Annotated in this window: 33 protein-coding genes; 23 read left to right on the forward strand and 10 right to left on the reverse strand. The window is 67.1% G+C overall.

Features of this window, described 5'->3' with window-relative positions:
- Positions 1–68: 68 nt before the first annotated feature.
- Together katG and ACE3N9_RS06800 are read left to right on the forward strand one after the other, a co-directional pair.
- Entirely contained in the window at positions 69–2282 is a 2214-nt protein-coding gene (gene katG, locus ACE3N9_RS06795) for a catalase/peroxidase HPI (protein WP_374282161.1), read from the forward strand.
- A 111-nt stretch (positions 2283–2393) separates the two neighbouring features.
- Entirely contained in the window at positions 2394–2759 is a 366-nt protein-coding gene (locus ACE3N9_RS06800) for a cytochrome c family protein (protein ID WP_374282163.1), read from the forward strand.
- A 9-nt stretch (positions 2760–2768) separates the two neighbouring features.
- On the opposite strand, the gene ACE3N9_RS06805 is transcribed toward ACE3N9_RS06800, so the two are convergent.
- The gene (locus tag ACE3N9_RS06805; protein ID WP_374282165.1) at positions 2769–3173 is read right to left on the reverse strand and encodes a TlpA family protein disulfide reductase; all 405 of its coding nucleotides are present in this window, start codon (positions 3171–3173) and stop codon (positions 2769–2771) included.
- 172 nt (positions 3174–3345) lie between these two features.
- Between ACE3N9_RS06805 and argH the strand changes: the two genes are divergently transcribed.
- Genes argH through ACE3N9_RS06825 form a run of 4 tightly spaced genes read left to right on the forward strand, consistent with a single transcriptional unit; the run spans position 3346 to position 6990 of the window.
- A complete protein-coding gene (argH, locus tag ACE3N9_RS06810) occupies positions 3346–4719 on the forward strand; it encodes an argininosuccinate lyase (RefSeq protein WP_374282349.1) in 1374 nt (457 codons plus the stop codon).
- 5 nt (positions 4720–4724) lie between these two features.
- Positions 4725–4961, forward strand: a complete 237-nt coding sequence (locus ACE3N9_RS06815) for a lipoprotein (protein ID WP_374282167.1) — start codon at positions 4725–4727, stop codon at positions 4959–4961.
- Between the two features lie 11 nt (positions 4962–4972).
- The gene (gene lysA, locus ACE3N9_RS06820; protein ID WP_374282169.1) at positions 4973–6235 is read left to right on the forward strand and encodes a diaminopimelate decarboxylase; all 1263 of its coding nucleotides are present in this window, start codon (positions 4973–4975) and stop codon (positions 6233–6235) included.
- Positions 6235–6990 carry a bifunctional precorrin-2 dehydrogenase/sirohydrochlorin ferrochelatase gene (locus ACE3N9_RS06825; RefSeq protein ID WP_374282171.1) on the forward strand — a complete coding sequence of 252 codons (756 nt, stop codon included), beginning with the start codon at positions 6235–6237 and terminating at the stop codon, positions 6988–6990. Before lysA ends, ACE3N9_RS06825 begins: the two co-directional genes overlap by 1 nt.
- On the opposite strand, the gene ACE3N9_RS06830 is transcribed toward ACE3N9_RS06825, so the two are convergent.
- Both ACE3N9_RS06830 and ACE3N9_RS06835 read right to left on the reverse strand, forming a co-directional pair.
- Positions 6974–7378 carry a PaaI family thioesterase gene (locus tag ACE3N9_RS06830; protein WP_374282173.1) on the reverse strand — a complete coding sequence of 135 codons (405 nt, stop codon included), beginning with the start codon at positions 7376–7378 and terminating at the stop codon, positions 6974–6976. The two genes, ACE3N9_RS06825 and ACE3N9_RS06830, sit on opposite strands and share 17 nt — an antisense overlap.
- Positions 7375–7851 carry a PaaI family thioesterase gene (locus ACE3N9_RS06835; protein WP_374282175.1) on the reverse strand — a complete coding sequence of 159 codons (477 nt, stop codon included), beginning with the start codon at positions 7849–7851 and terminating at the stop codon, positions 7375–7377. The genes ACE3N9_RS06830 and ACE3N9_RS06835 overlap by 4 nt, the downstream gene beginning before the upstream one ends.
- A gap of 120 nt (positions 7852–7971) precedes the next feature.
- On the opposite strand from ACE3N9_RS06835, the gene ACE3N9_RS06840 reads away from it, so the two are divergent.
- The 4 genes from ACE3N9_RS06840 to ACE3N9_RS06855 all read left to right on the forward strand — a co-directional run bounded on the left by ACE3N9_RS06840 (position 7972) and on the right by ACE3N9_RS06855 (position 10494).
- On the forward strand, positions 7972–8121 hold the full coding sequence (locus ACE3N9_RS06840) for a hypothetical protein (RefSeq protein ID WP_374282177.1): 150 nt from the start codon (positions 7972–7974) through the stop codon (positions 8119–8121).
- A gap of 15 nt (positions 8122–8136) precedes the next feature.
- Entirely contained in the window at positions 8137–9114 is a 978-nt protein-coding gene (locus ACE3N9_RS06845) for a hypothetical protein (protein WP_374282179.1), read from the forward strand.
- Complete coding sequence (locus ACE3N9_RS06850; protein ID WP_374282181.1) at positions 9102–10007, forward strand: transposase; 906 nt, start codon at positions 9102–9104, stop codon at positions 10005–10007. The genes ACE3N9_RS06845 and ACE3N9_RS06850 overlap by 13 nt, the downstream gene beginning before the upstream one ends.
- Before the next feature lie 91 nt (positions 10008–10098).
- Complete coding sequence (locus tag ACE3N9_RS06855) at positions 10099–10494, forward strand: CZB domain-containing protein (protein ID WP_374282183.1); 396 nt, start codon at positions 10099–10101, stop codon at positions 10492–10494.
- 4 nt (positions 10495–10498) lie between these two features.
- Here ACE3N9_RS06855 and ruvX read toward each other — a convergent pair whose 3' ends face one another.
- Genes ruvX through pyrE form a run of 7 tightly spaced genes read right to left on the reverse strand, consistent with a single transcriptional unit; the run spans position 10499 to position 15824 of the window.
- Entirely contained in the window at positions 10499–10984 is a 486-nt protein-coding gene (gene ruvX, locus ACE3N9_RS06860) for a Holliday junction resolvase RuvX (RefSeq protein WP_374282185.1), read from the reverse strand.
- The gene (locus ACE3N9_RS06865) at positions 10966–12075 is read right to left on the reverse strand and encodes a DUF3089 domain-containing protein (protein WP_374282187.1); all 1110 of its coding nucleotides are present in this window, start codon (positions 12073–12075) and stop codon (positions 10966–10968) included. The genes ruvX and ACE3N9_RS06865 overlap by 19 nt, the downstream gene beginning before the upstream one ends.
- Positions 12076–12078: 3 nt before the next feature.
- Complete coding sequence (locus tag ACE3N9_RS06870; RefSeq protein WP_374282189.1) at positions 12079–13191, reverse strand: AI-2E family transporter; 1113 nt, start codon at positions 13189–13191, stop codon at positions 12079–12081.
- Entirely contained in the window at positions 13191–14093 is a 903-nt protein-coding gene (gene lepB, locus ACE3N9_RS06875; protein WP_374282191.1) for a signal peptidase I, read from the reverse strand. Before lepB ends, ACE3N9_RS06870 begins: the two co-directional genes overlap by 1 nt.
- A 20-nt stretch (positions 14094–14113) precedes the next feature.
- Positions 14114–14515: a holo-ACP synthase gene (gene acpS / locus ACE3N9_RS06880; RefSeq protein WP_374282193.1), complete on the reverse strand. Its 402-nt coding sequence runs from the start codon at positions 14513–14515 to the stop codon at positions 14114–14116.
- On the reverse strand, positions 14512–15243 hold the full coding sequence (locus tag ACE3N9_RS06885) for a pyridoxine 5'-phosphate synthase (RefSeq protein WP_374282195.1): 732 nt from the start codon (positions 15241–15243) through the stop codon (positions 14512–14514). Before ACE3N9_RS06885 ends, acpS begins: the two co-directional genes overlap by 4 nt.
- A complete protein-coding gene (pyrE, locus tag ACE3N9_RS06890; RefSeq protein WP_374282197.1) occupies positions 15240–15824 on the reverse strand; it encodes an orotate phosphoribosyltransferase in 585 nt (194 codons plus the stop codon). Before pyrE ends, ACE3N9_RS06885 begins: the two co-directional genes overlap by 4 nt.
- 195 nt (positions 15825–16019) lie before the next feature.
- On the opposite strand from pyrE, the gene coxB reads away from it, so the two are divergent.
- The 13 genes from coxB to ACE3N9_RS06955 all read left to right on the forward strand — a co-directional run bounded on the left by coxB (position 16020) and on the right by ACE3N9_RS06955 (position 26444).
- A complete protein-coding gene (gene coxB, locus ACE3N9_RS06895) occupies positions 16020–17117 on the forward strand; it encodes a cytochrome c oxidase subunit II (RefSeq protein ID WP_374282199.1) in 1098 nt (365 codons plus the stop codon).
- A 32-nt stretch (positions 17118–17149) separates the two neighbouring features.
- Positions 17150–18835 (forward strand): cytochrome c oxidase subunit I, encoded by a 1686-nt coding sequence (gene ctaD / locus ACE3N9_RS06900; protein WP_374282201.1) that lies wholly within the window; start codon positions 17150–17152, stop codon positions 18833–18835.
- Between the two features lie 71 nt (positions 18836–18906).
- The gene (locus ACE3N9_RS06905) at positions 18907–19878 is read left to right on the forward strand and encodes an alpha/beta fold hydrolase (RefSeq protein WP_374282203.1); all 972 of its coding nucleotides are present in this window, start codon (positions 18907–18909) and stop codon (positions 19876–19878) included.
- 27 nt (positions 19879–19905) lie between these two features.
- On the forward strand, positions 19906–20817 hold the full coding sequence (locus ACE3N9_RS06910) for a heme o synthase (RefSeq protein WP_374282205.1): 912 nt from the start codon (positions 19906–19908) through the stop codon (positions 20815–20817).
- A 5-nt stretch (positions 20818–20822) separates the two neighbouring features.
- Entirely contained in the window at positions 20823–20954 is a 132-nt protein-coding gene (locus ACE3N9_RS06915) for a hypothetical protein (protein WP_374282207.1), read from the forward strand.
- A gap of 2 nt (positions 20955–20956) precedes the next feature.
- The gene (locus ACE3N9_RS06920) at positions 20957–21514 is read left to right on the forward strand and encodes a cytochrome c oxidase assembly protein (RefSeq protein WP_374282209.1); all 558 of its coding nucleotides are present in this window, start codon (positions 20957–20959) and stop codon (positions 21512–21514) included.
- Positions 21515–21614: 100 nt separating this feature from the next.
- Positions 21615–22436: a cytochrome c oxidase subunit 3 gene (locus tag ACE3N9_RS06925; protein WP_374282211.1), complete on the forward strand. Its 822-nt coding sequence runs from the start codon at positions 21615–21617 to the stop codon at positions 22434–22436.
- Positions 22436–22834 carry a DUF983 domain-containing protein gene (locus ACE3N9_RS06930; RefSeq protein WP_374282213.1) on the forward strand — a complete coding sequence of 133 codons (399 nt, stop codon included), beginning with the start codon at positions 22436–22438 and terminating at the stop codon, positions 22832–22834. Before ACE3N9_RS06925 ends, ACE3N9_RS06930 begins: the two co-directional genes overlap by 1 nt.
- On the forward strand, positions 22834–23418 hold the full coding sequence (locus ACE3N9_RS06935) for an SURF1 family cytochrome oxidase biogenesis protein (RefSeq protein WP_374282215.1): 585 nt from the start codon (positions 22834–22836) through the stop codon (positions 23416–23418). The genes ACE3N9_RS06930 and ACE3N9_RS06935 overlap by 1 nt, the downstream gene beginning before the upstream one ends.
- Positions 23419–23430: 12 nt before the next feature.
- The gene (gene thrC, locus ACE3N9_RS06940) at positions 23431–24831 is read left to right on the forward strand and encodes a threonine synthase (RefSeq protein ID WP_374282216.1); all 1401 of its coding nucleotides are present in this window, start codon (positions 23431–23433) and stop codon (positions 24829–24831) included.
- Positions 24832–25731: a class I SAM-dependent methyltransferase gene (locus tag ACE3N9_RS06945; protein ID WP_374282218.1), complete on the forward strand. Its 900-nt coding sequence runs from the start codon at positions 24832–24834 to the stop codon at positions 25729–25731. It begins immediately after the preceding gene.
- A 21-nt stretch (positions 25732–25752) separates the two neighbouring features.
- Entirely contained in the window at positions 25753–26124 is a 372-nt protein-coding gene (locus ACE3N9_RS06950; protein ID WP_374282220.1) for a dihydroneopterin aldolase, read from the forward strand.
- Positions 26124–26444, forward strand: coding sequence for a Rossmann fold domain-containing protein (locus ACE3N9_RS06955; RefSeq protein ID WP_374282222.1), 321 nt, complete (start codon positions 26124–26126; stop codon positions 26442–26444). Before ACE3N9_RS06950 ends, ACE3N9_RS06955 begins: the two co-directional genes overlap by 1 nt.
- Position 26445 lies beyond the last annotated feature (1 nt).

Raw genomic sequence — 26445 nt, forward strand, 5'->3', positions numbered from 1 at the left:
ATCCCGTTGGGATCGCGCCGCGCGAATAGATAGCCATCCGGTCAGTTCCCCAGAGGAGGATGCTGACCATGAAACTTCGCAACGTAGCCCTGACCGCCTTGCTGGCCACGTCGTCGCTGGCGCTGCCCAGCGCCGCGCTGGCCGAAGGCCCTGCCGCCGCCGCCGAAAAGGACTGGTGGCCGCGCCAGCTCGATCTGACCGCGCTGCGCCAGCACGAAGCCCAGTCGAACCCCTATGGCGCCGACTTCGACTATGCCAAGGAGTTCGCCAGCCTCGATCTCGATGCGGTCAAGGCCGATATCCGCAAGGCGCTGACCACGTCGCAGCCGTGGTGGCCGGCCGACTATGGCCATTACGGCCCGTTCTTCATCCGCATGGCCTGGCACAGCGCCGGCACCTATCGTTCGGGCGATGGCCGGGGCGGTTCGGACGGCGGCGAAATGCGCTTCGAGCCGCTGAATTCCTGGCCCGACAACGTCAATCTCGACAAGGCGCGCCGGCTGGTCTGGCCGATCAAGCAGAAGTACGGGCGCAAGCTGTCGTGGGGCGACCTGATGGTGCTGACCGGCAATGTCGCGATGGAAGACATGGGCTTCAGGACGCTGGGCTTTGCCGGCGGGCGCGTCGATGCCTGGCAGCCCGACCTGGTGTTCTGGGGCCCGGAAGCCAAACTGCTGGCCGACCAGCGCCGCGATGCCAAGGGCAACCTCAAGGGCCCGCTTGCCGCCACCCAGATGGGGCTGATCTACGTCAATCCCGAAGGGCCGAACGGCAACCCCGATCCGCTGGCCGCCGCCGCCGACATCCGCCGCGCCTTCGGCGCAATGGCGATGACCGACGAGGAAACCGCCGCCCTGATCGCAGGCGGTCACACCTTCGGCAAGGCCCACGGCGCCCGCAAGCCGGAAGAATGCCTGGCCGGTGACCCTTCCGCCTCGGGCATCGAGCAGCAGGGGCTGGGCTGGGCCAACAAGTGCGGCAAGGGCCATTCGGAAAACACCATCTCCAGCGGCCTTGAAGGCGCCTGGACGGCCAACCCGATCGCCTGGACCACCCAGTACCTCGACAACCTTTACGGGTTCGAATGGGTCAAGACCAAGAGCCCGGCGGGCGCGACCCAGTGGGTGCCCAAGGACGGCGCGGCGGCCAACATGGTGCCCGATGCGCACCGTGCCGATGTGCGCCACGCGCCGATCATGTTCACCACCGACCTTGCCCTGCGCGAGGATCCCGGGTTCCGCAAGATCACCCAGCGCTGGCACAAGAACCCGCAGGAATTCGCCGATGCCTTTGCCCGCGCCTGGTTCAAGCTGACCCACCGCGACATGGGGCCGCAGGCACGCTACCTCGGCAAGGACGCGCCCAAGGTGACTTTCGCCTGGCAGGACCCGCTGCCCCAGGCGACCTATGCGCCGGTTGACTCGGGCGACGTCGCCCAGCTCAAGACCCGCATCCTGGGTTCGGGCCTGACTACGGCCGAACTGGTCCGCACCGCCTGGGCTTCGGCCTCGACCTTCCGCTCCACCGACATGCGCGGCGGGGCCAACGGGGCGCGCATCCGCTTCGAACCGCAGAAGAGCTGGGCGGCCAACGATCCGGCCGAGCTGACCAAGGTGCTGGGCAAGCTGGAAGCGATCCGCGCCGAGTTCAACAAGGGCGCTACCGGCGGCAAGCAGGTCTCGCTTGCCGATCTGATCGTGCTGGGCGGCAACGCGGCGGTCGAACAGGCGGCCAAGGCAGCCGGGCAGACCATCGCCGTCCCGTTCAAGCCGGGCCGGGTCGATGCGACGCTGCAGCAGACCGACGCGACCTCGATGAATTACCTGCGGCCCAAGGCTGACGGCTTCCGCAACTACTACGGCGCGGATGCCGACCAGGCCCCGGCCGAGGCGCTGATCGACAAGGCCGACATGCTGAACCTGACCGTGCCGGAAATGACCGCGCTGCTGGGCGGAATGCGCGCCCTGGGCGCCAATGCCGGCGGGTCGAGCGCGGGCGTGTTCACCAGCCGTCCGGGCGCGCTCAGCAACGACTTCTTCGTCAACCTGCTGTCGATGGACACGGTCTGGACGAAGTCGGCCAGCAATCCGGGCCTCTACGAAGGCAAGGACCGCGCCACCGGCGCCGCCAAGTGGACCGCCACCCCGGTCGACCTGGTGTTCGGCTCCAACTCGCAGCTGCGCGCCGTGGCCGAGGTCTATGCCTCGAGCGATGGGCAGGACCAGCTGGTGAAGGACTTCGTCGCCGCCTGGACCAAGGTGATGGAAGCCGACCGGTTCTGAGCCCGGTCCGGCGATGAAACGGGGCGATGGCCGGAGCAGATCCGGCCATCGCCTGCCCGTTGCCCACTTGTGAGAATGCCGATGCGCCTGCTGTCCCGTCTTGCTGTGCTTGTGCCCGGTCTTGCTGCGGTTGTGCCGCTGCTTGGCTCTGCCAGCGCGCTGTCGGCCCAGACCGCTCCGCAGCCGCAGCGGCCCGCCGTTTTTGCCCAGTGCGCGGCCTGCCATTCGGTCCAGCCGGGCAAGCATCTGTTCGGCCCGAGCCTGGCCGGCGTCGCTGGCCGCCGCGCCGGATCGCTGCCGGGTTATGCCTATAGCCCCGCGCTCAAGACAGCGGGCCTGACGTGGAACGCCGCCACGCTCGACCGCTGGTTGACCGCGCCGAGAAAAGTCGTGCCGGGCACGGCCATGCCTTTTGCCGGAATCCCCGACCGGGCCCAGCGCAAGGCTGTGGTCGATTACCTGCTGACGCTCAAATAGCGCCGATTATCATTTCAGATTCAACAGCTTGGCCGTATCCGCGCTGCCCCAGTCGCGCCCGCCGACCCAGCGCCACTGCTCGCGCCCCGCGGCGTCGTAATAGACCGTGGTCGGCAGCGTTTCGACCTTGTAGTGGTCGGCTAGCTGGTTGTCCGGATCGAGCCAGCCGCCCAGCTGCGTGATCCCCCGATCCTTGAGGAACTGGGCCACGGCCTCGGGCTTGCCCATGTCCTGGCTGATCACCACCACTTGCAGCTGGTCTTTCCGGTCTGCGCCAAGTTGCTGCAAAGTCGGCAATTCCGCCACGCAGGGGCCGCACCAGGTGGCCCACAGGTTGATCAGCACCGGCTTGCCTTTCAGGCTGGCGAGCCTGAGTTCCTTGCCGCTGCCGTCCTTGAAAGTGAAGTCAGGCATTTCGCTGCCCTTGTGGCTCTCGTCCAGCGTGCCTTCGCCGGTTTTGCCCGCTGGCGACGCTTGCGGTTGCGCCGGCTCGCTGCTTTGCCTATCGCACCGCGCGATTATCACGGTAAGGCCAAGGATCACGGCTTTGAGCGAGCGGGACGACAGCAAGACAGGCTCCAATCAGATGTGGGGCGGGCGGTTCGCCGAGGGACCCTCGGCGATCATGCGCGAGATAAATGCCTCGATCCCGTTCGACAAGGCGCTGTGGCGCCAGGACATCGCGGCGAGCAAGGCCCATGTCGCCATGCTGGGCGCGCAGGGCATCGTCTCGGCCGAGGACGCCGCGCTGATTTCCGGCGGGTTGGACCAGGTCGCGGCCGAGTATGATGCCAGTGGGGTGCCGGAAGACTGGGACCTCGAAGACATCCACATGACCACCGAAAGCCGGTTGGCCGAACTGATCGGCCCGGCCGCCGGACGCCTGCACACCGCGCGCAGCCGCAACGATCAGGTGGCGACCGACTTCCGACTGTGGGTCCGCGATGCCTGCGAACAGGTCGATGCGGGCCTTGCCGCGTTGCAACGCGCGCTGGTGATCCGCGCCGGGGAGCATGCAGGCAGCATCATGCCCGGCTTCACCCACCTGCAGACCGCGCAGCCGGTCACGCTGGGCCACCACCTGATGGCCTATTACGAGATGGTCCGGCGCGACCGTTCGCGCTTTGCCGATGCGCGCGCGCGGATGAACGAAAGCCCGCTGGGCAGCGCGGCGCTGGCCGGCACCGGCTTTCCGATCGACCGGGCGATGACCGCCGCCGCGCTGGGGTTCGACCGGCCGACCGCCAACAGCCTCGATTCGGTGTCGGACCGCGATTTCGCGCTCGATTACCTGATGGCAGCCAGCCAGTGCGCGCTGCATTTGTCGCGGCTGGCCGAGGAGTTCATCATCTGGGCCAGCCAGCCGTTCGGCTTTGTCCGCCTGCCCGATAGCCTGTCGACCGGCAGCTCGATCATGCCGCAGAAGAAGAACCCCGACGCAGCGGAACTGGTGCGCGGCCACGCCGGGCGGATCATCGGCAGCCTGACCAGCCTGATGATCACCATGAAGGGCCTGCCGCTGGCCTATTCGAAGGACATGCAGGACGACAAGCCGCCGGTGTTCGAAGCGGCGGGCCTGCTCACCCTGTGCATCGCCGCGATGACCGGGATGGTCGAGGCGACGACCTTCCGCACCGACCGGATGCGCGCCGCCGCCGAACTGGGCTATGCCACGGCCACTGACCTGGCCGACTGGCTGGTGCGGCAGGCGAACATCCCGTTCCGCGAGGCGCACCACATCACCGGCGCGGCGGTCAAGCTGGCGGAAAGCCGGGGCGTCGCGCTCGACCAGTTGCCGCTGGAAGACCTTCAGGCGATCGATCCGCGGATCGATGAGCGCGTCTACAGCGCGCTGTCGGTCGAAGCCTCGGTCGCGGCGCGCTCCAGCCATGGCGGAACCGCGCCGGATCAGGTAAGGCTGCGCGTGGCCGAAGCGCGCGTGGCGCTGGGGCTGGAGTAAACGCGATGCGCCGCCTGGTTCTTGCCGCTGCTGTCCTGGCCCTGGCTGCCTGCGGCCAGAAGGCGGACCTTAAGCCGCGTCCGGGCAAGCAGCTGCCGCCCGCTCCTTATGGCCGCGATGATCGGCCCAGCGCCGAAAGCCTGGTCAAACCGACGCCGCAATCGGCCCCGGAACGCAGCGTCGAACTGCGAAAACGGTCGGAAGAACGCACCGACGATCCGTTTGACCTGCCCCCTTCCTGAGTATCTGAACCATGGACCATTTTGAATTCCGCGACGGCATCCTGCATGCCGAAGACGTGCCGCTGACCGCCATTGCCGATGCAGTGGGCACACCCGTCTATGTCTATTCGCGCGCCACGCTGGAACGCCACGCGCAGGTGTTCAAGGCGGCGCTGGCGGGACTGCCGCGCACCCACGTGGCCTTTGCGGTCAAGGCCAATCCCAACCTGGCGGTGCTGCGGGTGATGCAGCGCGAAGGGCTGGGGGCCGATGTGGTTTCGGGCGGCGAACTGGCCCGCGCGCTGGCCGCCGGGATGCCTGCGCAGGACGTGGTCTTTTCGGGTGTTGGCAAGCAGGCGCACGAAATGGTCCAAGGGCTGCAGGCCGGGATCGGCCAGTTCAACCTCGAAAGCGAGGAAGAAGGCGTCGAACTGGCGGCGCTGGCCGCCGCCATGGGCAAGCGTGCGCCGTGCGCGTTGCGGGTCAATCCCGATGTCGATGCCCGCACCCATGCCAAGATTTCGACCGGCAAGGCGGAAAACAAGTTCGGCGTGCCGATCGACCGCGCTGCCGGGATCTATGCGCGGCTTTCGGCGCTGCCGGGGCTGGATATGCGCGGGGTCGCGGTGCACATCGGCAGCCAGTTGTCGCAGCTCGAACCGCTGGAGGAAGCCTTCGGCAAGCTGGGCGAACTGATCGCGGAAATCCGGGCTGCCGGTTTCAGCGTGACCCATGCCGACCTCGGCGGCGGGCTGGGCGTGCCTTACAAGGCGGGCGAGGTGTTCCCCAGCCCGGCCGAATACGGCGCGATGGTTGCCCGGGTTTGCGGCAGCTGGGACTGCACCTTGATGTTCGAACCGGGCCGGGTGATCTGCGGCAACGCGGGCGTTCTGCTGACCAAGGTGGTGCGGGTCAAGCGCAGCTCAAACAACACCCCCTTCGTGGTGGTCGACGCGGCGATGAACGATCTGGCCCGTCCGGCAATGTACGGCGCCTGGCACGATTTCGACGCGGTGTGGCCCAGCGGCGCGAGGATGTCGGCGCATATCGTCGGCCCGATTTGCGAAACCGGCGATACCTTTGCCATGGACCGCGAGATCGACGCGGTGCAACCCGGCGATCTGGCGGTGTTCCGCACCGCCGGGGCTTACGGCGCGACCATGGCCAGCTCCTACAATAGCCGGGGTTTCGTGGCCGAAGTGATGGTTGACGGTGACCGCTTCGCCGTGGTCGCCGATCGCATCCTGCCCGAAGCGATCAGCGCGGCGGAGCGAGTGCCGGACTGGCTGGACTGATGCACAGCCTGCCGCTGTTCCTGCGCCTGACTGGCCAGCCGGTGATCCTGCTGGGCGAGGGCGAGGCGGCGGCAGCGAAGCTGCGGCTGATCGAACGCGCCGGCGCGCGGGCGGTGGGCGAGGACGATCCCGCCGCTCGGCTGGCCTTCGTCGCGCTGGACGAACCGGAAGCGGCCGCCGCGCGGCTGCGCGCGCGCGGCCTGCTGGTCAACGTGGTCGACCGGCCCGAGCTGTGCGACTTTACCGTGCCCAGCCTGCTGGAGCGCGGCCCGGTGCTGATCGCGGTCGGCACGGGCGGGGTTTCGGCGGGGCTGGCCAAGGCGCTGCGGCTGCGGCTGGAAGCGCTGCTGCCCGCCTCACTCGGCGCGTTGGCCGAAGGGCTGGGCGCGGTGCGTGGGCGGCTGCGCGCGCGCTGGAGCGATGCGGGCGACCGCCGCCGCGCGCTAGATACGGCGCTGGTAGCGGGCGGGATGCTCGATCCGCTCGATGCGGATAGCGCCGGGCGGGTGGAACAGTGGCTGGACGGAGCCGCCGATGGCGCGGGCCAACTGGTTGAACTGCGCCTGCGGTCTGACGATCCCGACGACCTGACCCTGCGCGAGGCGCGCTGGCTGGGGCAGGCCGATCTGCTGCTGCTGGACGAGGCCGTCCCGCCCGCCATCCTGGCGCGGGCGAGGGCCGATGCAGCGCGCCATCCGCTGGGAGGCGCGGTTCAGCCTGGTAGCGGCCTGACCGTGATTATCCGGCGGGGCTGAGCAGGATCTTCATCTGCGCCAGCGCGATCGGCTTGCTGCGATCGTCCTGCCAGGCTTCGGCATTGACCAGGGCAACGCGGCGTCCGGCGCGGGTCACCGTGCCCATGGCATAGGTGGTCTGCTCGGTCCCGCCGCGCATGAATTCGACCTGGATGTTGACCGGCTTGAGCCGCATCCGTTCGCCCCGGCGGTCCAGTTCCGCGCGCAGCGCGGCAAATGCGGCCATTTCCATCAGCCCGCTCATCGCCCCGCCGTGGAGGAAGCCCGGGCGGCCCATCATCCGTTCGGAAAACGGCACCGACAGCACGGGATTGCCGTCCTCGTCATGGTCGGTGACGATGCCCAGCGCGGCGCCATAGGGCGGCATTGAATTGTCGCTGCTGTTCACAGGTAGGTTCCGTGAGTGGCCATGAACGTGCCGGTGACGTGGGCCACCGGATCGGCGGGATCGCCATCGTGGGCGATGCCACGGATGAAGGCGATGGTCCGGGTCAGCTTGTAGCATTCGCCGCGCCCGATCACCGTGCGGCCCGGCACCGCGGCGCGCATGTAATCGATCCTGAGGTCTAGCGTGGCATGCGGCACGAAGCGCCCGGACAGCGTCCAGGCCGACATCGAGGTGGCGTTGTCCATCAGGCTGATGATCGGGCCCGAAGCCAGTACGCCGGTATCGGAAAGGCCAACCAGTTCCTCGCGCCAGGGCAGGCTCAGTTCCACCCAGTCGGTGCCGTGTGCGTGATAGTCCAGCCCCAGCCAGCCGCCGTGGCCGTGGCGGGTCATCAGCCGGGCGGCCATGGGCGGATCGAAGGCGAAGCCGGGGGGCAGGTCGTGGATGGACTTGGCCGTGGTCTCGTCGGTCATGCAGGCTTCTCTGCGGCGCGGGCGGGCGGATTACAATGTTTTAATTTCAGCTTGGCGGGGCCCCGCGCGAACATGGCCGGGCGGGGCACCCAGGTCCCGCGCAATTGGGGATGACCTGCCATGAACCTGCCAAAGATCGATCTTTCCGCCCTGCCCAACCTGGATACCCTGACCGGCGTGTTCGGCAGCCTGGCCCACAAGATTGACGCCACGTCGGACGACACCATCATCATTGTGATGGCGTTCCTCTACGACACGCTGATCCCCTGAGCGGGTAGGTTCCGGATGCTGATCCGCCCGGAACTGCGTGCGCTGCGGAGCGACGATGCTCCGCAGCGCCGTGCCCAGGCCCGGCTGGGAGAAGTGCTCGAAAGCTGGCGGGCATCGCCCGTGGTCGCGGCGATCGACGCCGACCTCCACCGCTTCGGCCAGCGCGCCGAACTGGACGACCTGTCGGCCCTGTCGGCCCTGTTTGATCCCCATGACAGTGCCGCCGAGCAACTGGTAACCGACATCGTCGCGCGGATGCTGGGCGAATTGCAGCACAATGCCTTTGGCCAGGTGCTGTTCCGCCATTCGTCCGACGCGGTGCAGGCATCGCTGATGCTGCTGCGGCGGGGCACGGCTACGCTCGCCCTGCAAGTGGTCGACGGCGCGGCGCTGGAGCGGCGCGAGCCCCCGGTTTCGGTGGCCTTCGCCGCGACCGAGACGGTCGAGCGCATCCTGCGCGGCAGCGGCGAGGCTGAACACGTCCAGTTCGGCGCACCGCGTCCGGGCGGGGCCGAACTGATCCGCAGTCGGCGGCCCGTCATCACAGGCGCGGTGGCCCGGCGCGACGGCGCGAGCGAGACGCAGTGGCTTTGCCGGGTCGAAGGCAGTCTCGTCTCGCTCAAGCTGCAGCGCCGACCGGTCAGCGGTGCGGTGATGCGCGAATATGTGCTGGCCGATGGCAACCTGGCGCACCAGGCGGCGGGCAGTTCGCGCGACAGCCGGCTGGAACTGGTGGCCTCGCTGCTCAGCCGGATGGAGCGCCGCGATGCCGCGCCCCTGCTGGCCGCCATGGCCGAGGAACAGGGCAGCACGGCGATGCGCTGGCAGGTGCTGCGCGAATGCCTGGCGCTCGATTCGGGCGAGGGCTTCCGCGCGCTGTCGCTGATCGCCCGCCGCGCCGACGATCCGCTGGCCGCTCCCGCGGGCGCGCTGCGGGCGCAGTTGCTTGAACAATATCCCGTGCTTGCCGGAGTTGATCCATGCCCCGCGTAATCGATCTATGCGATCCCCAGGTTGCCTCGCTGCCCGAAATGGTCGCCGGGATTGCCGCAGCCGGGTTCGATCCTGCCGACGAGGCCAGCCTCGCCAATGCCGCCACCTGGCTGCGGCGACTGGGCAACAACCGCAGCTTCCTGGGCGACCTGCTGGTCGAGGAACTGGCCCAGCGCCACCGCGAGGACGTGCTCGACAGTGCCTATGGCCCGCAAGTGGTGATGCTGGCTCCGCCGACTGGCGATTTCTTCATCCGCGCGGCGATGTGGCCCAGCAGCGACGAGCACATGATGCGCGCCTCGGGCGGGACCAGCTTCGTCTATGGCTTGCCGCACGATCACAATTTCAGCTTCCTGACCCTGGGCTACTTCGGCCCGGGTTACTGGAGCGATTACTACGAGTTCGACTACGAGGCGGTGACCGGCTTTCGCGGCGAGGCCGTGCCCTCGCTGCGGTTCGTCGAGCGCTCGCGGCTCGAGGAAGGGAAGATCCAGCTCTACCGCGCACATGTCGATGTTCACGCGCAGATTCCGGCGGATTCGCTCTCGGTATCAATCAACGTCATGCACACCACTGCCGTCCAGCCGTGGTTCGACCAGTACCGTTTCGATCTCGACCAGGGCGAGATCGGTGCAATCGTCTCGCCCGGGCCGACCGATGCGTTCATGCGCATCGCGGTCGGGCTGGGCGGCGACGAGGCGCTCGACCTGGCGCACGCCTTCGCCCGCCGCCACCCCAGCGACCGGCTGCGACTGGTGTGCTGGGACGCGCTGGCCGGGCGCGAGTCCGATCCGGCCGCGCGCGACGCGTTGTGGCGCGAGGCGGAAGGTTCGGGCAGTCGCTATGTCGCGGTCGAAGCGAGGACCCGGCGCGGGGCGCTGGTCGGCGCCTAGGTGTTGCCCCTTAGGCGAGGGCAGGCTTTGGCCTAACTTCCGCCACTTAGGGGCCACTTCGGGTTTGTCCGCAATCCGAAGGAGGTGTCGCATGTGCAATCGTCATTCCATTGATCAGATCAACGCCGCAGTTGGCGCACACGGGGCGTGGAAGATGCGCCTGCGTGGCGCGATCCGCAGCGGTCGGGGCGATATCAAATCGCACGACGCGAGCATGGATAACCGCTGCGAATTCGGTCAGTGGCTCTATGGTTCCCAGATCGATGCCACCACGCGTGAAGGGGTTCCCTACCAGGTCATTCGCCGCCTGCATGCCGAATTCCATCGCTCTGCCGGCCGGGTTCTGGCTCACGTCGAAGCCGGGCGTCTGGCCGAAGCGGAACTGGCAATGAATGGTGAATTTACCGAAACTTCCGAAAAGCTGACCCGCGCCATGACCAAGTGGAAAGGCGAATTGCAGGCTAGCGGCGCTTCGCTCGCCGCCTGAGCGGTCAGGCGAAGCCGCCGGCCATGGCGTCGATCGCCGCTTGCAGGATCACTGCGGCGGCGGCGGCGTCGATCCGCCCGGCCCGCTTGGCCCGGCTCATGTCCTGGGCAATCAGGGCGCTTTCGGCGCTGGCGGTGGACCAGCGCTCGTCCCACAGCAGCACCGGCAGGTCCAGAGTGGCGGAGAGGTTGCGGGCATAGGCCCGGCTCGATTGGCTGCGCGGCCCTTCGCTGCCGTCCATGTTGAGCGGCAGGCCGAGCACGATCCCCTTGATCGAGCGTTCGCGGATCAGCGCGCCCAAGGCCTCGCGGTCGGCACCGAACTTGCCGCGCTTGAGCGTCTTGCCGGGTGAGGCGAACCGCCAGCCGGCATCGCAGAAGGCGGTGCCGATGGTCTGCGTGCCCAGGTCCAGCCCCAGCAGCGCGCCGCCCTGGGGCAGCGCGTCGCGCAGGTCCAGCGCGCTGGTAGTGATCAGCGCCGGGTCTGCCATGCCACCACCCGGCGCGTGTAATCGGCACGCAGATTTTCCCAGAACAGGGGCACGTCATAGACGTGGTAGTTGTTGCCCGGCAGCACGTAGGGGCCCATCTTGGGCGTGCCCTGCAGCGACAGCGTGCCATCCGTGCGGCAGGCCGCCGGGGTATAGCCGGGCTTGATCTCGCCGTCCTTGAGATCGCTGGTCGGCACCAGCGTGCCCAGATTGGCCGTGGCCGGAGCCGCACCGCCTTGCCGCCCGGTGAGCGGGTTCCAGCACATGTAGGACGCGCCATTGAGGTTCTGCCCGTCAAGCCCCTGGTAGCGCGCCATCGAGGCGGCCATGCCGCTCGGATCATAGGGCTCGCCAAAGCTCAGCCAACTGGCAACGCAGCCCGGCTGGTCCGGCGCGGCGCAGGCCGGCAGGCCCATCCGGGGCAGGTCGTGCTGCAGTGCCACCGGCCAGCCGATCGCATAGACCGCGGCGATGCGCGCGGCGAGCGGGCTGCCCGCGGCGCGTTCAGCCATCAGGCGGCGCAAGTGGAAGGCGCCCTGGCTGTGCCCGGCCAGCACGATCGGCAGGTCGGCAGGGGCTTCGGCCAGGAACTGGTCAAAGGCGGCCAGCACGTCGGCATAAGCGGCGTCGAGCGCCTGCTTGCCTTCCGGGCCATCGGTGAAGAACGCGCCGAACGCCGCCTGGCGATAGCGCGGCGCCCAGACCTGGGCGGCATTGGCGAAGGGGCTGGCCAGCCCGCGCAGGAACAGCCGGGCGCGGTCTTGCGATTCGGCATCGTCCAGCGGGGCGTTCCAGTCCGTCCGGGTGAGGTAGCTGGTCGGATGGATGAAGAACACCGCGGCCCGCACCGGCGCGGCCGCCTTGGCGCCGGCTGGCTGCCAGTGCAGCGGATCGCCGTTCAGCCCAGGGCGGGCGAACCACATGGCCTGGTCGGCATAGCGATTGGCTGGCAGCGCGGCGGGCGCGGCATAGGGCTTCGAAGGCACGAAGGCCAACTGCATCACCCGGTCGGGCGCCAGCTGGAACACCAGCCCGCCGGCCACGAACAGCGCGATCAGCGCGGCGACAACATAGAGAAACTTGCGCGCCATGGTTCAGCCTTTGGTCGGCGCGGGTGTGTTGCGTTGCGACTGGCGTTCCAGCGCAACCTTGATCATCGCCACCATGGGATCGGCCAGCATCAGCCCGATGATCCCGAACAGCGCGCCCATGATCAGCTGCGCGCCCAGCACCAGCGCTGGCGCAAGATCGGCGGTCTTCTTGGCGATCATCGGCACGATGATGTTGCCGTCCACCGTCTGGACCACAACGTAGACGATCACGCAGTAGATCGCCATGTCGACCCCGCCGGAAAAGCCCACCAGCACCATCAGCAGCCCCGAAATCGGCGCGCCGATGTTGGGCAGGAAGGCAAGCAGCCCGGTCAGCAGGCCGAGCAGCCCGGCCATCGGCACGCCATAGATCGCCAGCATGGCCCAGGTCCCGATCCCTTCGACCAGCATCCCGACCAGCCGCCCGAACATCAGCATGCGCAGGGTCCGGCCCATTTCGGCGGTGGTCTGGGCGAAATGCTCGCGCTCGCCCTGCGGCAGCATCCACGCGACGCCGCGGCGGTAAAGCTGTGGTTCGGCAGCGAAATAGATACCCAGCACCATGACCAGGAAAGCCGTGGTCAGTCCGCCCAGCACGCCGCCGACCGCGCTGGTCAGTTGGCCAACCCCGCCAAGCAGCTTTTCCGCGATGCCTTCGACCGCCTTGGCATCGATCCGCGCGCCGTTGGCCTGCAGCCAGTCAAGCCCGCGCATCACCTGCGCTTCGACGATCGCGGGCAGGGCGGCGGCCTGATCGGCAATCTGGTTGCCGGCAAACATCGATACCCAGGCCATGAACAGCACCGCGCCCAGCAGGACGAGAGTGACGCGGACCCCGCGCGGGGCGGGCAGGACCCGGCCCAGCAGACGCGCCCCGCCGTCGATCATCGCGGCAAACACCATGCCGCCGAAGATCACCAGCAGCGGTTCCGCCAGGTAGATCGCCAGACCGACCAGCACCGCCATGCCGATCCACACCGCCGCGCGCTTGATTTCGGCGCGCAGCAGCGGATCGGAAAAGTCGGTTGGCCCGGCGTTGGTCACGGCGACCGGCTCAACTGTGGTCTTGCGCGCCCGGCGCGGCTTGGCGGGGGCGGATTGTGCTGCTTCTTCCATCACTTGCCTTCCGGAACATGGACCGGACGCAAGCTGCGCCAGGCGCGGCCTTCGCGCAAGGCCCCCCACCAGCTCAGCGGGTTCAGCGTCTCGCTGCCATTCAGGCTGAAGGTGGTGAATTCGGCCCGGCCGCCGACGTCGGACAGCGGCACAGAGCCGCCCAGGCCGCTTTCTTCCAGCGACACGCGGCTATCGGCCGAATGGTCGCGGTTATCGCCCATCAGGAACACGTGGCCGGCCGGGACGGTGATTTCCGCCATCGTGTCCTGCTCGGTCCGCAGGTCGTCGATCACAATATAGCTGGCCCCGTTCGGCATGGTTTCGCGCCAGGCCGGCAACTCGTACACCTCGCGCCCGCTCGGCAGGCGGACGCGAAAGCCGGCGAAGGTATCGTAGCAGTGCGACTTGAACCCGCCATCGCCGCACATCAACTCGTCGTCGGCGGGAATTTGCACGGTCGGCACGATCTCGCGCGGGATCGGCTTGCCGTTCAGGATGATCTGCCCGTCCTTCAGCGCGATCCGGTCACCGGGCCGGGCGACGACGCGCTTGATAAGGTCCTCGTTGCGGTTGCGCGGCACGGCGATGACGATGTCGCCATATTCCGGCGTCTTGCCCATCACCCGCCAGTCGTCGCGCGGCAGCAGGTGGAAGCTGGCCGAAGCCCAGTTCCAGCCATAAGGAAACTTCGAGACCACCAGCCGGTCACCCACCAGCAGGTTGGGCATCATCGAGATTGACGGGATGTAGAACGGCTTGGCCACGATCGAATGGAACGCCAGCACCGCCGCCAGCATCCAGGCCAGGCCCTTGATTTCGGCCAGCCAGTCGATGCCGTGGTCCGCATCGGCGGCAGCATCGGGTCCGGCCGGAGCCGGGGTGGGGGCACTGGGTTCGCTCATCGACGCGCTCATTCTTTATACTACAGCTTGCGGGCCTCGATCACCACGAAGGCCTGGGCCCAGGGATGATCGTCGGTCAGGGACAGGTGGATGACGGCTTCGTGGCCAGCGGGCGTAATGGCCGTCAGCCGCGCTGCCGCGCCGCCGGTCAAGGCCAAGGTGGGGGCGCCTGTGCGGGAATTGACCACGCCGATATCCTTCATGAACACTCCGGCCTTGAAGCCGGTGCCGAGCGCCTTGGAACAGGCTTCCTTGGCGGCGAAGCGCTTGGCCAGGGTGCCGGCCCTGGTAAAGGGACGGCTCGCTGCCTTGGCGCGTTCGGCATCGGTAAACACGCGGTTCTCGAACCGCTCGCCGTACCGGTCCAGCGAGTTCTGGATGCGGTCGATGTTGCACAGGTCGGACCCAATGGCGATGATCACCGCGCGGCGTCCATCAACGCGCGCATCCGCAGCACTGCCGTTTCCAGGCCGACGAACACCGCTTCGCCGATCAGGTAGTGGCCGATGTTGAGCTCCGCTAGCTCGGCAATCGCGGCGACGGGCTGGACATTGTCATAGGTCAGGCCGTGCCCGGCGTGGGGTTCGATGCCATTGCGGGCAGCCAGCGCGGCCATGTCGGCCAGCCGGGCCAGTTCGGCGTCGCGCGCGGCGCCGGTGGCATGGGTATATTCACCGGTATGCAATTCCACCACCGGTGCGCCCAGCTGCAGCGCGGCGTCGATCTGGCGCACTTCCGGCGCGATGAACAGGCTGACGCGAATGTCGGCATCCAGCAGGCGCTGGACGATCGGGTAAAGCCGGTTGTGCTGCCCCGCGGCGTCCAGCCCACCTTCGGTGGTGCGTTCCTCGCGCCGTTCGGGGACGATGCAGGCAGCGTGCGGGCGGTGGTGCAGCGCGATCGCCAGCATCTCCTCGGTCGCGGCCATCTCAAGGTTGAGCGGCAGGCCGGTGGCGGCCTGGATCCGGGCCAGATCGTCGTCGCGGATGTGGCGGCGATCTTCCCGCAGGTGGGCAGTGATCCCGTCACCGCCGCAGGCCGCAACGATTTCCGCCGCGCGCACGGGATCGGGATGGTCTCCGCCGCGCGCGTTGCGGATCGTGGCGACGTGATCGATGTTCACGCCAAGGCGCAGCTTGCCCCGGGTCACGATGCAGCGCGGCTCCCCGGCTTGATCGCGGGTGTCGCGGCCAGCTCCGGCGGCAGTTCGTCTTCGGCATAGGTGGGGAAATTGATCGCCACCAGCGGATAGAACGGCACGCCGAGGTCGACGCTTCCGGCCGAACGATCGACCAGCGCCGCCGCCGCGATGACCTTGCCGCCGGCTTCCTCGATCGCCTTGATCGCCTCGCGGCTCGACAGGCCGGTGGTGACCACGTCTTCCACCATCAGCACCCGGTCGCCCGGCTCCAGCGCGAAACCGCGGCGCAGCTCGAACGTGCCGGTGGGGCGCTCGACGAACATCGCCTCGACTTCCAGCGCGCGGCCCATCTCGTGGCCGATGATCACCCCGCCCATCGCCGGCGAGACCACTTTCTGGATGTCCTTGCGCACCTCGCGGGGGATTCGCTGGGCCAGCGCGATTGCCAGGCGCGAAGCGCGCGCCGGATCCATCAGCACGCGCGCGCACTGTAGATAATGCGCGCTGTGGCGACCGGACGAAAGCAGGAAGTGGCCTTCGAGCAACGCCTTGCTGGCGCGGAATTCGGCCAGAACGTCTTCTTCCTGCATCGGATTCGGTGCCTTTCCTGATTTCGTCACGCTGCGAAAAGCGGCGTCATTGAACTTCGTCAAAAATATCCCCTAGAGGCGCTTGAGGTGACCCGCAAGCGCGCGTATAGGCCCTGCCAAACATGTCTCCCACGGGGGCGGGAGGGGGCGCTGCGTGTTCTCTCGCCGGCAAAGGAAAGCGAAAGCACTCGAACGATGACATTCGGCCAAACTGCCCGCGGCACCGCCCGCGCAATCAAGGCAATCGGACTCTCGCTGGCGCTGCTTGCGGCTCCGCAGGCGCTGCATGCTGCGCCCGCCGCCGCGGCCGCCAGCCCCGCCGCTGAAGCGAGCGCCTCTGCGGCTGATGCCGCCGTGGCGGCACCGGTCGCCGCCGCGCCGGTCGCGGCCGCTCCGGCTCCGGAAGCGCCGAAGATCGATCCCAACGATCCGCATTTCAAGGTCGCGCCCGGCGGCTACACCCCGATGAAGCCCACCGCGGGCAAGGGGCAGCCGGTCGATTCCGCGCTGGATGTGCAGACGCAGTATTCTCCGGTTGGCGAACAGGCGCAGCCGCTGCACAACCTGCTGCTCTATGTGGCGGCGGCGATCGCCGTGCTGATCCTGCTGCTGCTGGTCGTGGTCGCGGTACGTTTCAACGCCCGCGCCAATCCGGTGCCGTCGAAGACCAGCCACAACACTGTGCTGGAAGTGGTCTGGACGGCGGTGCCGATCCTGATCCTGGTCGTGATCGCGGTGCCGTCGATCAAGCTGATCAAGCAGACTTACGAGCCGGCCCCGGCCAAGGCGCTGACGATCAAGGCCACCGGCAACCAGTGGTTCTGGACCTACTCTTATCCCGACAACGGCGGGGTCGAAGTGATCTCGAATATGCTGTCCGATGAAAAGGCGATCGCCAATGGTGAACCGCCGCAGCTTGCCGCCGACTACCGCATGGTTGTTCCGGCCGGCGAACCGATCCGCCTGCAGGTGACTGCCGCCGACGTGATCCACGCCTTCGCCGTCCCTTCGCTGTGGTTCAAGATCGACGCCGTTCCGGGCAAGATCAACGAGCGCCAGCTGTTCATCAAGGAACCGGGCGTCTACTACGGCCAGTGCTCGGAACTGTGCGGCGTCCGCCACGGTTACATGCCGATCGCGATCGAAGCGCTGCCGCGTGACAAGTTCAACGCCTGGGTCCTGACCCAGGCCGGTGGCAAGATCGACGGCGCGCCCGAAGCGCCGGCCGTGGCCGCGGCTCCCGCCGCCGCCGCCGCGCCGGCCGAAGCCGCCGCGGCCAAGCCCGCCGCCTGAGCCCGAATTTAGCAAGGACAAGGTTCCACACCATGGCCACCACCGCAGACCACTTCCAGGCTCATGACGAAGCCCACGGACATCACGACCATGATCACAAGCCGGCGTTCTTCGCCCGCTGGTTCATGTCGACCAACCACAAGGACATCGGCACGCTGTACCTGATCTTCGCGATTTTCGCGGGGCTCATCGGCGGCGCCTTCTCGGGCATGATGCGCCTGGAACTGGCCCAGCCCGGGATCCAGTACCTCGACACCTTCGCCCGCTGGTTCGGTGAAGCCAACCCGACCTTCGACCAGTCGCTCCACCTGTGGAACGTGCTGATTACCGCCCACGGCCTGATCATGGTGTTCTTCATGGTCATGCCGGCGATCATCGGCGGCTTCGGCAACTGGTTCGTGCCGATCATGATCGGCGCGCCGGACATGGCCTTCCCGCGCATGAACAACATCTCGTTCTGGCTGACCGTGGCGGGCTTCGTCTCGCTGCTGTGCTCGGCGTTCGTGCCGGGTGGTACGGGCAACGGTGCCGGGATCGGCTGGACCGCCTATGCGCCGTTGTCGACCTACGGGGCAACCGGCCCGGCGGTAGACTTCGCGATCTTCTCGCTGCACCTTGCCGGTGCGGCCTCGATCATGGGCGCGATCAACTTCATCACCACTATCTTCAACATGCGCGCACCGGGCATGACCCTGCACAAGATGCCGCTGTTCGTGTGGTCGGTGCTGGTTACCGCTTTCCTGCTGCTGCTGTCGCTGCCGGTGCTGGCCGCCGCCATCACCATGCTGCTGACCGACCGCAACTTCGGCACCACCTTCTTCGATCCCGCCGGCGGCGGCGATCCGGTGCTCTACCAGCACCTGTTCTGGTTCTTCGGCCACCCCGAAGTGTACATCATGATCCTGCCGGCCTTCGGCATCATCAGCCAGATCATCTCGACCTTCTCGAAGAAGCCGGTGTTCGGCTACCTCGGCATGGCTTACGCGATGGTCGCGATCGGCGTCGTCGGGTTCATCGTGTGGGCGCACCACATGTACACCACCGGTCTGTCGCTCAACACCAAGATGTACTTCACCGCCGCAACCATGGTGATCGCGGTGCCGACCGGCATCAAGATCTTCAGCTGGATCGCGACGATGTGGGGCGGGTCGATCTCGTTCAAGAGCCCGATGGTCTGGGCGCTTGGCTTCATCTTCCTGTTCACCGTGGGCGGCGTTACCGGCGTGTACCTGGCCAACGGCGGCGTGGACGATGTGGTGCACGATACCTACTTCGTGGTGGCGCACTTCCACTACGTGCTGTCGCTGGGTGCGGTGACCGCGCTGTTCGCGGGCTTCTACTACTGGTTCCCGAAAATGAGCGGCCGCATGCACAGCGAGTTCCTCAGCCACGTCCATTTCTGGATCTTCTTCGTCGGCGTGAACATGATCTTCTTCCCCCAGCACTTCCTGGGCCTGAACGGCATGCCGCGCCGCTATCCGGACTATGCTCCGGCCTATGAATACTGGAACTCGATCTCGACGCTCGGGTACAAGATCATGGCCGCGTCGCTGGTGGTGTGGTTCATCAACATCATCTACGCCTATACTGCCGGCAAGAAGGCTGACGCCAACTACTGGGGTGAAGGCGCCGACACGCTCGAATGGACGCTGTCGAGCCCGCCGCCGTTCCACCAGTTCGAAACCCTGCCTGTCATCGAGGACAAGGGTCACCACTGAGAACGGCCGAATGGCTGAACCGATCACGCCCTGGCCGCAAGGCCGGGGCGTTTTCGCGAGGAGAGGACGCGATGGTTGAAATGCGTGCGGTAAACGTCGGCGAAGTTTCGCTGCGCTGTGCCATCGAAGGCGATGGCCCGCTGGCGATCATGGTCCACGGCTTCCCTGAAAGCTGGTATTCCTGGCGCCATCAGATTGGTCCGATCGCAGCGGCTGGCCTTACCGCCTGCGCGATCGACGTGCGCGGCTATGGCGGTTCGGACAAGCCGCCAGCGGTGGCCGACTATGCGATGGAACGGCTGGTCGGCGATCTGGTCGGGCTGCGCAATGCCTTGGCCCCCGGCGAGCAGGTGGTGCTGATCGGGCATGACTGGGGCGCGCCAATCGTGTGGAATTCGGCCTTTACCCGGCCTGATGTGTTCCGCGCCGTTGCCGGCATGTCAGTGCCTTTCGCCGGTGCGCCGCTGCGCCCCTTTACCGATGTGTTCCGCGAAGCCTTCACCTCCAAGGGGCGGTTCTTCTACCAGGAATACTTCCAGCAGCCCGGCGTGGCCGAGGCCGAGGCCGAAGCCGATCCCCGCGCCTGGGTGCGCAAGATGATGTATTCGATCTCGGGCGACGTGCCGCCGGGTGATTACTGGAGCAAGCCTGCCGGCGCGATCTTCCTGCAGGGTCTGCCCGACGTCGCCGATCCCGAAGGTCTGCCCGCCTGGCTGAACGATGCCCACCTGTCGTTCTACGCGGCCGAGTTCAAGGCATCGGGCTTTCGCGGCCCGCTCAACCGCTATCGCAACCACGAGGCGGACTATGAGTGGCTCAAGCCCTGGCAGGGCAAGCAGCTCGAACAGCCCTGCCTGTTTATCGGTGGCAGCCGTGATCCCGCCACCTCGCTGTTCGGGGCGGTGGCCGATCCGGTGGCGATGATGCGGATTTTCGCGCCGCGCGTCGAAGGGCACGTACTGGACGGCTGTGGCCACTGGACCCAGCAGGAACGCCCGGATGAGGTCAACGCCCTGCTGCTAGACTGGTTGAAGCGGCTCTAACCCCGCACTATAGCCCGACACGGAATCATGACCGCAGCAACCATCCCTTCGCAAGCCCTGCCCGCCGACTGGCGCGATTTCTTCGCGCTGACCAAGCCGCGGGTGATGAGCCTGGTGATCTTCACCGGGCTGTGCGGGCTGCTGGCCGCGCCGGTCCCGGTCGATCCGGTGCTGGGCTTTACCGCCATCCTGTGCATCGCGCTGGGCGCGGGCGGGGCGGCGGCGCTCAACCAGTGGTGGGAAGCGGATATCGACGCGGTGATGAAGCGCACCGCCAGTCGTCCATTGCCGGCTGGGCGGATGCAACGCCAATCCGCGCTGACTTTCGGGCTGGTGCTCAGTCTCGCCTCGGTCTTCGTGATGGGGGTCGGCGTGGGCTGGCTCGCTGCCGTGATCCTGGCCGTGTCGATCGTCTATTACGCGGTGATCTACACCATCTGGCTGAAGCCGCGCACGCCGCAGAACATCGTGATCGGCGGCGGGGCAGGGGCGTTCCCGCCGATGATCGGGTGGATCGCAGCTACGGGCGAAGTCACCCTGATGCCGGTGCTGCTGTTCGCAATCATCTTCTTCTGGACGCCGCCGCATTTCTGGGCGCTCGCCCTGTTCGTCGAGACGGACTACGCCAAGGCGAACATTCCGATGATGCCCGTGGTCGCCGGTCACCACAGCACGCGCCGCCAGATCCTGGTCTATGCCGTGCTGCTACTCCCGCTCAGCCTAGCGCCGTTCTGGTTTGCCGGGGCGGGCCCGGTCTATGGCGCGTCCGCTTTGCTGCTTTCGTCGGTGTTCGTGCTGCTGTCGCTACGCGTGGCCGTGTTTCGCGGCCTGGCCGGTGATATGGACATGCGCCCGGAAAAGCGGCTGTTTGCCTATTCGGTGCTCTATCTGTTCGCGCTGTTCGCTGCCCTGGTGGCGGACCGCTGGATCATGGGATGAATGCGATGACCACGCCTGAAGAATTCGAAGCGCAGCGCCAGCGGATCATCCGCGGCCGCAACCGCGCGCTGGGGCTGGTACTGGCCGGCTTCGCCCTGCTGTTCTTCTTCATCACCATTGCCAAGCTGAATCACTGATCATGCCGGCCGCCACACCCCATCCCGCCAACCTGCGCCGCACCGGGCTGATGGCCCTGGGCGGGGCGCTGCTGATGCTGGCCCTGGGCTTCGCTTCGGTGCCGCTTTACCGGATCTTCTGCCAGGTCACCGGCTTTGGCGGCACGACCATGCGGGTCAGCGAAGCGCAGGCCGCGCAGGTCAAGCTGGCTGCGGGGACCATTTCGGTGCGCTTCGATGGCAACGTCGATCGCGGCATGCCGTGGAAGTTCGGGCCGGAACAGACCACGCAGGAAATGCGGATCGGCCAGCGCAAGATGGCGCTGTACCGCGCGCAGAACCTGTCGGACAAGCCGATCACCGGGGTGGCCAGTTTCAACGTCTCGCCCGACCTGGCGGGCAAGTACTTCAACAAGATTCAATGCTTCTGCTTCAACCAGCAGACGCTGCAACCGGGGCAGTCGGTGGACATGCCGGTGCTCTATTACGTCGACCCGGCGATCATGACCGATCCCGAGACGAAGGACATCCAGCAAATCACGCTGAGCTACACTTTCCACATCTCTGCAAATGGCGCTTGAATTGCACTGGACCACGCGGGACGGGCAAGATAAGGGCATCTGCAAATCGCCGGGGGGCTGACACCCTGGCCACAAGGGAATCAACGGGGACCTAAGCACCATGGCTGGAACCAAGAACCACGATTACCACATTCTGCCGCCTGATCTGGTGCCGCTGACCACCACGATCGGCGCGCTGACCTTCACCAGCGGCATGGTGCTGTTCATGCACAAGCTGCCGGGCGGTCATGTTGTTCCCTGGGCGGGCCTGGCGATTCTGCTGGCCTCGATGTTCCAGTGGTTCACCAAGATCGTGCGCGAAGCGCAGGCTGGCGATCATACCCCGGTGGTGCAGCTGCACCAGCGCTATGGCATGATCCTGTTCATCGCTTCGGAAGTGATGTTCTTCGTCGGCTGGTTCTGGGCTTTCTTCGATTTCTCGCTGTTCCCCTCGGCCCTGTCCGAAGTGGTCGGTGGCCAGTGGCCGCCCAAGGCGATCGAAGCCGTCATGGACCCGTTCGACCTGCCGCTGCTCAACACCCTGATCCTGCTGTGCTCGGGCTGCACCGTGACCTGGGCGCACCATGCGCTGATCCACAACGATCGCGATGGCCTCAAGAAGGGCCTGTGGGCCACGATCCTGCTCGGCCTCGTGTTCACCAGCATCCAGGCTTACGAATACGCCCACGCGCCGTTCGCCTTCGGCCAGAACACCTATGGCAGCGCCTTTTACATGGCGACCGGCTTCCACGGTTTCCACGTGATCGTCGGCACTATCATGTTGATCGTCTGCCTGAAGCGCGCCTACAACGGTGACTTCACCCCCAAGCAGCACTTCGGCTTCGAAGCCGCTGCGTGGTACTGGCACTTCGTTGACGTGGTGTGGCTGTTCCTGTTCGTCGCCATCTACATCTGGGGCGGCTGGGGCCACCCGATCCACTGATGACTGACGACAGCGTCAAGCAATCCGAAGGGCAGCCGGGACTCGTTCCGGCTGCCCTTTTCGGTCTCTGCCCGCAATGCGGCGCGCGCAGCCTGTTCGGCGGCGCGGCCCGGTTTGCCCCTGCGTGCCAGTCATGCGGGCTCGACTTTGGCCGGTTTAACGTCGGTGATGGCCCGGCGGCCTTCCTGACCATGATCCTGGGCGCAGTGATTGTCGGGCTGGCGCTGTGGGTCGAGTTTACGTTCCATCCGCCGGTCTGGGTTCACGTGGTGCTGTGGGTGCCGCTCACCGCCGGGGCGACGCTGTGGGGTCTGCGCGTGGGCAAGGCCGCGCTGCTCGTTTCCGAATACCAGCGCCGCGCGCATGAAGCCGGGGCCAGGGACCTCAAGCAGGACTGATGCTCAGGCGCTTGCCCGTGGTGGCCACGCTGATCGTGCTGATCGCGGTCGTGGTGATGGTCCAGCTTGGTCTGTGGCAGCTTGACCGCAAGGCCGAAAAGGAAGCGCTGGTGCTGCGCTATGCGGCGACCGAAAAACTGCCCGAACGGGCGCTCGACGCCTGGCAGGGTGAGCGGGTTCCCGATGGCCTGCTTTATCGCCGGGTGTGGATCGACTGCGCCGAAGTCGGGTCGATCACTGCGCGGGCTGGGCACGATGCGGGCGGCGAAACCGGGTGGGTGCGGATCGCCCCCTGCCGGTTGCAGCAAGGCGGCCGGATCGACGTGGTGCTGGGCTGGGCCGTCGCGCCCGGCACGGTCAGCTGGAATGGCGGGCTCGTGCACGGCATGATCAACGGCAGCGGCGCGCTGGTGGCCGATCCACCGCTTGCGGGCCTTGCCGCCAATGCCCGGCCCGATCCGGCCAGCCTGCCCAACAACCACCTGTCCTATGCCCTGCAGTGGTTCGCTTTCGCCGCCTCGGCGCTGGCGATCTATGCCCTGGCGCTGCGGAAGCGGCTTGCCGCCGGGGGCGAGGGGGGCTAACGCGCCCGCGCAATGGAATACATCAGCACCCGTGGCAGCGCTCCGGCGCTGAACTTCGAACAGGCGACGCTGGCCGGTCTGGCCAGCGACGGCGGGCTTTACGTGCCGCGCGAATGGCCGCGATTCAGCCAGGACGAGATCGCGGCCATGGCCGGGCTGCCTTATGCCGAGCTGGCGCAGCGGATCATGCAGCCCTTCGTGGGCGATTGCCTGACGCCTGAGCGGCTGCTGGAGCTGACCACCCAGGCCTATGGCCGCTTCGCGCACAAGGCGGTGACCCCGCTCAAGCAGTTTGACGAACAGCAGTGGCTGCTCGAACTGTTTCACGGCCCGACCCTGGCGTTCAAGGATGTGGCGCTGCAACTGCTGGGCCTGCTGTTCGAGGAATTCCTTGGCCGTGGCGGCGATCCGCTGACCATCGTCGGGGCGACGTCGGGCGATACCGGTTCGGCCGCGATCGACGCGGTTGCGGGCCGGGCGCGGGTCGATATCTTCATGCTTCACCCCAAGGGCCGTGTCAGCGACGTCCAGCGCCGCCAGATGACCACGGTGCTGGCGCCCAACGTCCGCAACATCGCGATCGAGGGCACGTTTGACGATGCCCAGGCGATGGTGAAGCGGATGTTCAACGACGCCGCGATGACCAGCCGGTTCAGCATCGGCGCGGTCAATTCGATCAACTGGGCGCGCCTGATGGCGCAGGTGGTCTATTACTTCGCCGCCGCGCTGCAACTGGGCGCGCCGCACCGCGAAGTGGCCTTTGCAGTGCCGACCGGCAACTTCGGCGATGTGTTCGCCGGCTATGTCGCGGCGCAGATGGGCCTGCCGGTGGCGCGGCTGATCGTGGCGACCAACGTCAACGACATCCTGCACCGCGCGCTCAGCCAGGGGGACTATTCCGCCGGAACCGTGACGCCCACGGCTGCGCCGTCGATGGACATCCAGGTGTCCTCGAACTTCGAGCGCCTGCTGTTTGACCTGAATGGCCGCGACGGCGCGGCCCTGGCGGCGCAGATGGCCGGGTTCGAAGCCAGCAAGGCGATGCAGTTGACCAATGCCCAGCGCGAAGGCGCCGCCCGGCTGTTCACCAGCCACCGCGCGGATGCGGCCGACATGGCCCAGGCGATTCGCTGGGCCTGGGAAAACACCGGCGAACTGCTCGATCCGCACACCGCGATCGGACTGCACGCCGCGCTGGCCGCGAACCTGCCCGGCAATGTCCCGGTGGTCACCCTGGCCACGGCGCACCCGGCCAAGTTCCGCGACGCGGTGGAGCGCGCGACCGGCCAGCGTCCTGCGCTGCCCGCCCGGATCGGCGACCTGTTCGAACGCGAGGAACGTTATGCCGAGCTGCCGGGCGACTATGACGCGATTGCCGATTACGTTGCCAGTCACGCGGTGCCGCGGGGATAAATGGCACGGCTTGCGCCTGAACCCCTGATCCTGTCGGGCGGGGGCTGGGCCGATTATGGCCTGATCGACAGCGGTCACGGCCGCAAGCTGGAACGCTATGGCGATTACCAGTTCATTCGCCCGGATGCCCAGGCGCTGTGGACCCCGCGGCTGGAACGCTGGGCCTCGCACGGCGAATTCGTGCCCGGGTCCGACGAGGACGGCGGCGGTCGCTGGCAGTTCGCCCGCCCGGTGCCGCAGGAAGGCTGGCCGCTCGCCTGGAACGACGTGCGCTTCACCGCGCAGTGCACCCCGTTCCGCCACCTTGGCTTCTTCCCCGACATGGCCCCGGTGTGGGACTGGATGGGTGAACAGCTCGCCGGGCGCAGCGATGCCAGCACGATGAACCTGTTTGGCTATACCGGCGTCGGCACCCTGGCGCTGTCACAGTACGGTTCGGTCACCCACGTCGATGCCAGCAAGAAGTCGGTCGCACAGGCCCGCGCCAACGCCGCGCTATCAGGGATGGAGCAGCGCCCGGTGCGTTGGATCGTCGACGATGCGGCCAAGTTCGCCGCGCGCGAGGTGCGGCGCGGGCGGCGCTATGACGGGATCATCCTCGATCCGCCCAAGTTCGGGCGCGGCCCCGAAGGCGAAATCTGGCGGCTGGAGGAACACCTGCCCGGCCTGGTCGAGGACTGCGCTCGGCTGCTTGATGGCGACAGCCGGTTCCTGTTCCTGACCGTCTATGCCGTGCGGATGAGCGCGCTGGCGATCGCCGGCCTGCTGGCCGAAGCGCTGGCGCACCTGCCCGGCACGATCGAATTCGGCGACCTTGCCGTGCGCGAGGACGGGCCGGACGGACGCCTGCTGCCCACCGCGATCTTCGCGCGTTGGCGCAACGACTCGACGAGCGGCTGATTAGTAAGTAGAGCATACAAAATGACCGACAGCCTGATCCTCGAAGTTGCCAATCTCGAAACCGATGTGCTGACCGGCATCTATTCGGAGGAGACCGGCCGCCCGCAGCCGCTGCGCATCACGATCCAGGCGCGGCTGAAGCCGGCTGACCGGTTCGAGCCGGACACCCCGCTCGATGCCAGCAAGAATTACATGGACCTCAAGTTCGCCGCGACCGAAGCTTTGCCCCAGGGCGTGCATTTCAAGCTGATCGAGGCGGTGGCGGATCATATCTGCGACACGCTGTTCGTGCAGGACGCGCGGGTCCAGGCGCTGACGGTCAAGATCGTGAAGCTGGCGATCAGCGAGAATGGCGAGGAAATCGGCATGACGCTGACCCGGGAGCGCCGCTGATGCACCTGCTGGCGGCAACCGGCCTGCCTGCGGGCGCGCTGGCTGCGGCGGCGGAATTCCATGCCCAGGTGCTGCCGCAACTTCCAGCTGAGGGCGACCTGTTAATCAGGTTCGATGCAGCCGATCACACCCATCGCGGCTGGCGGCTGGCCGCCGTCCAGCAATTGGCGCGCGAGCGGGCGCCGGGCCGGGTCAATGCCGTGGCCGGGGGCGGCGATGCAGCGGTGGCTTCGGCCCGGGCCTACCTTGCCGGGGCGTCCGGGCTGACCGGGCAATTGCTCGACCTGGATGACCTGGGTGCCGGATCTGTGATAGGCTGAG

This window comes from Novosphingobium sp. (assembly GCF_041905565.1).
Classification (GTDB): Bacteria; Pseudomonadota; Alphaproteobacteria; order Sphingomonadales; family Sphingomonadaceae; genus Novosphingobium.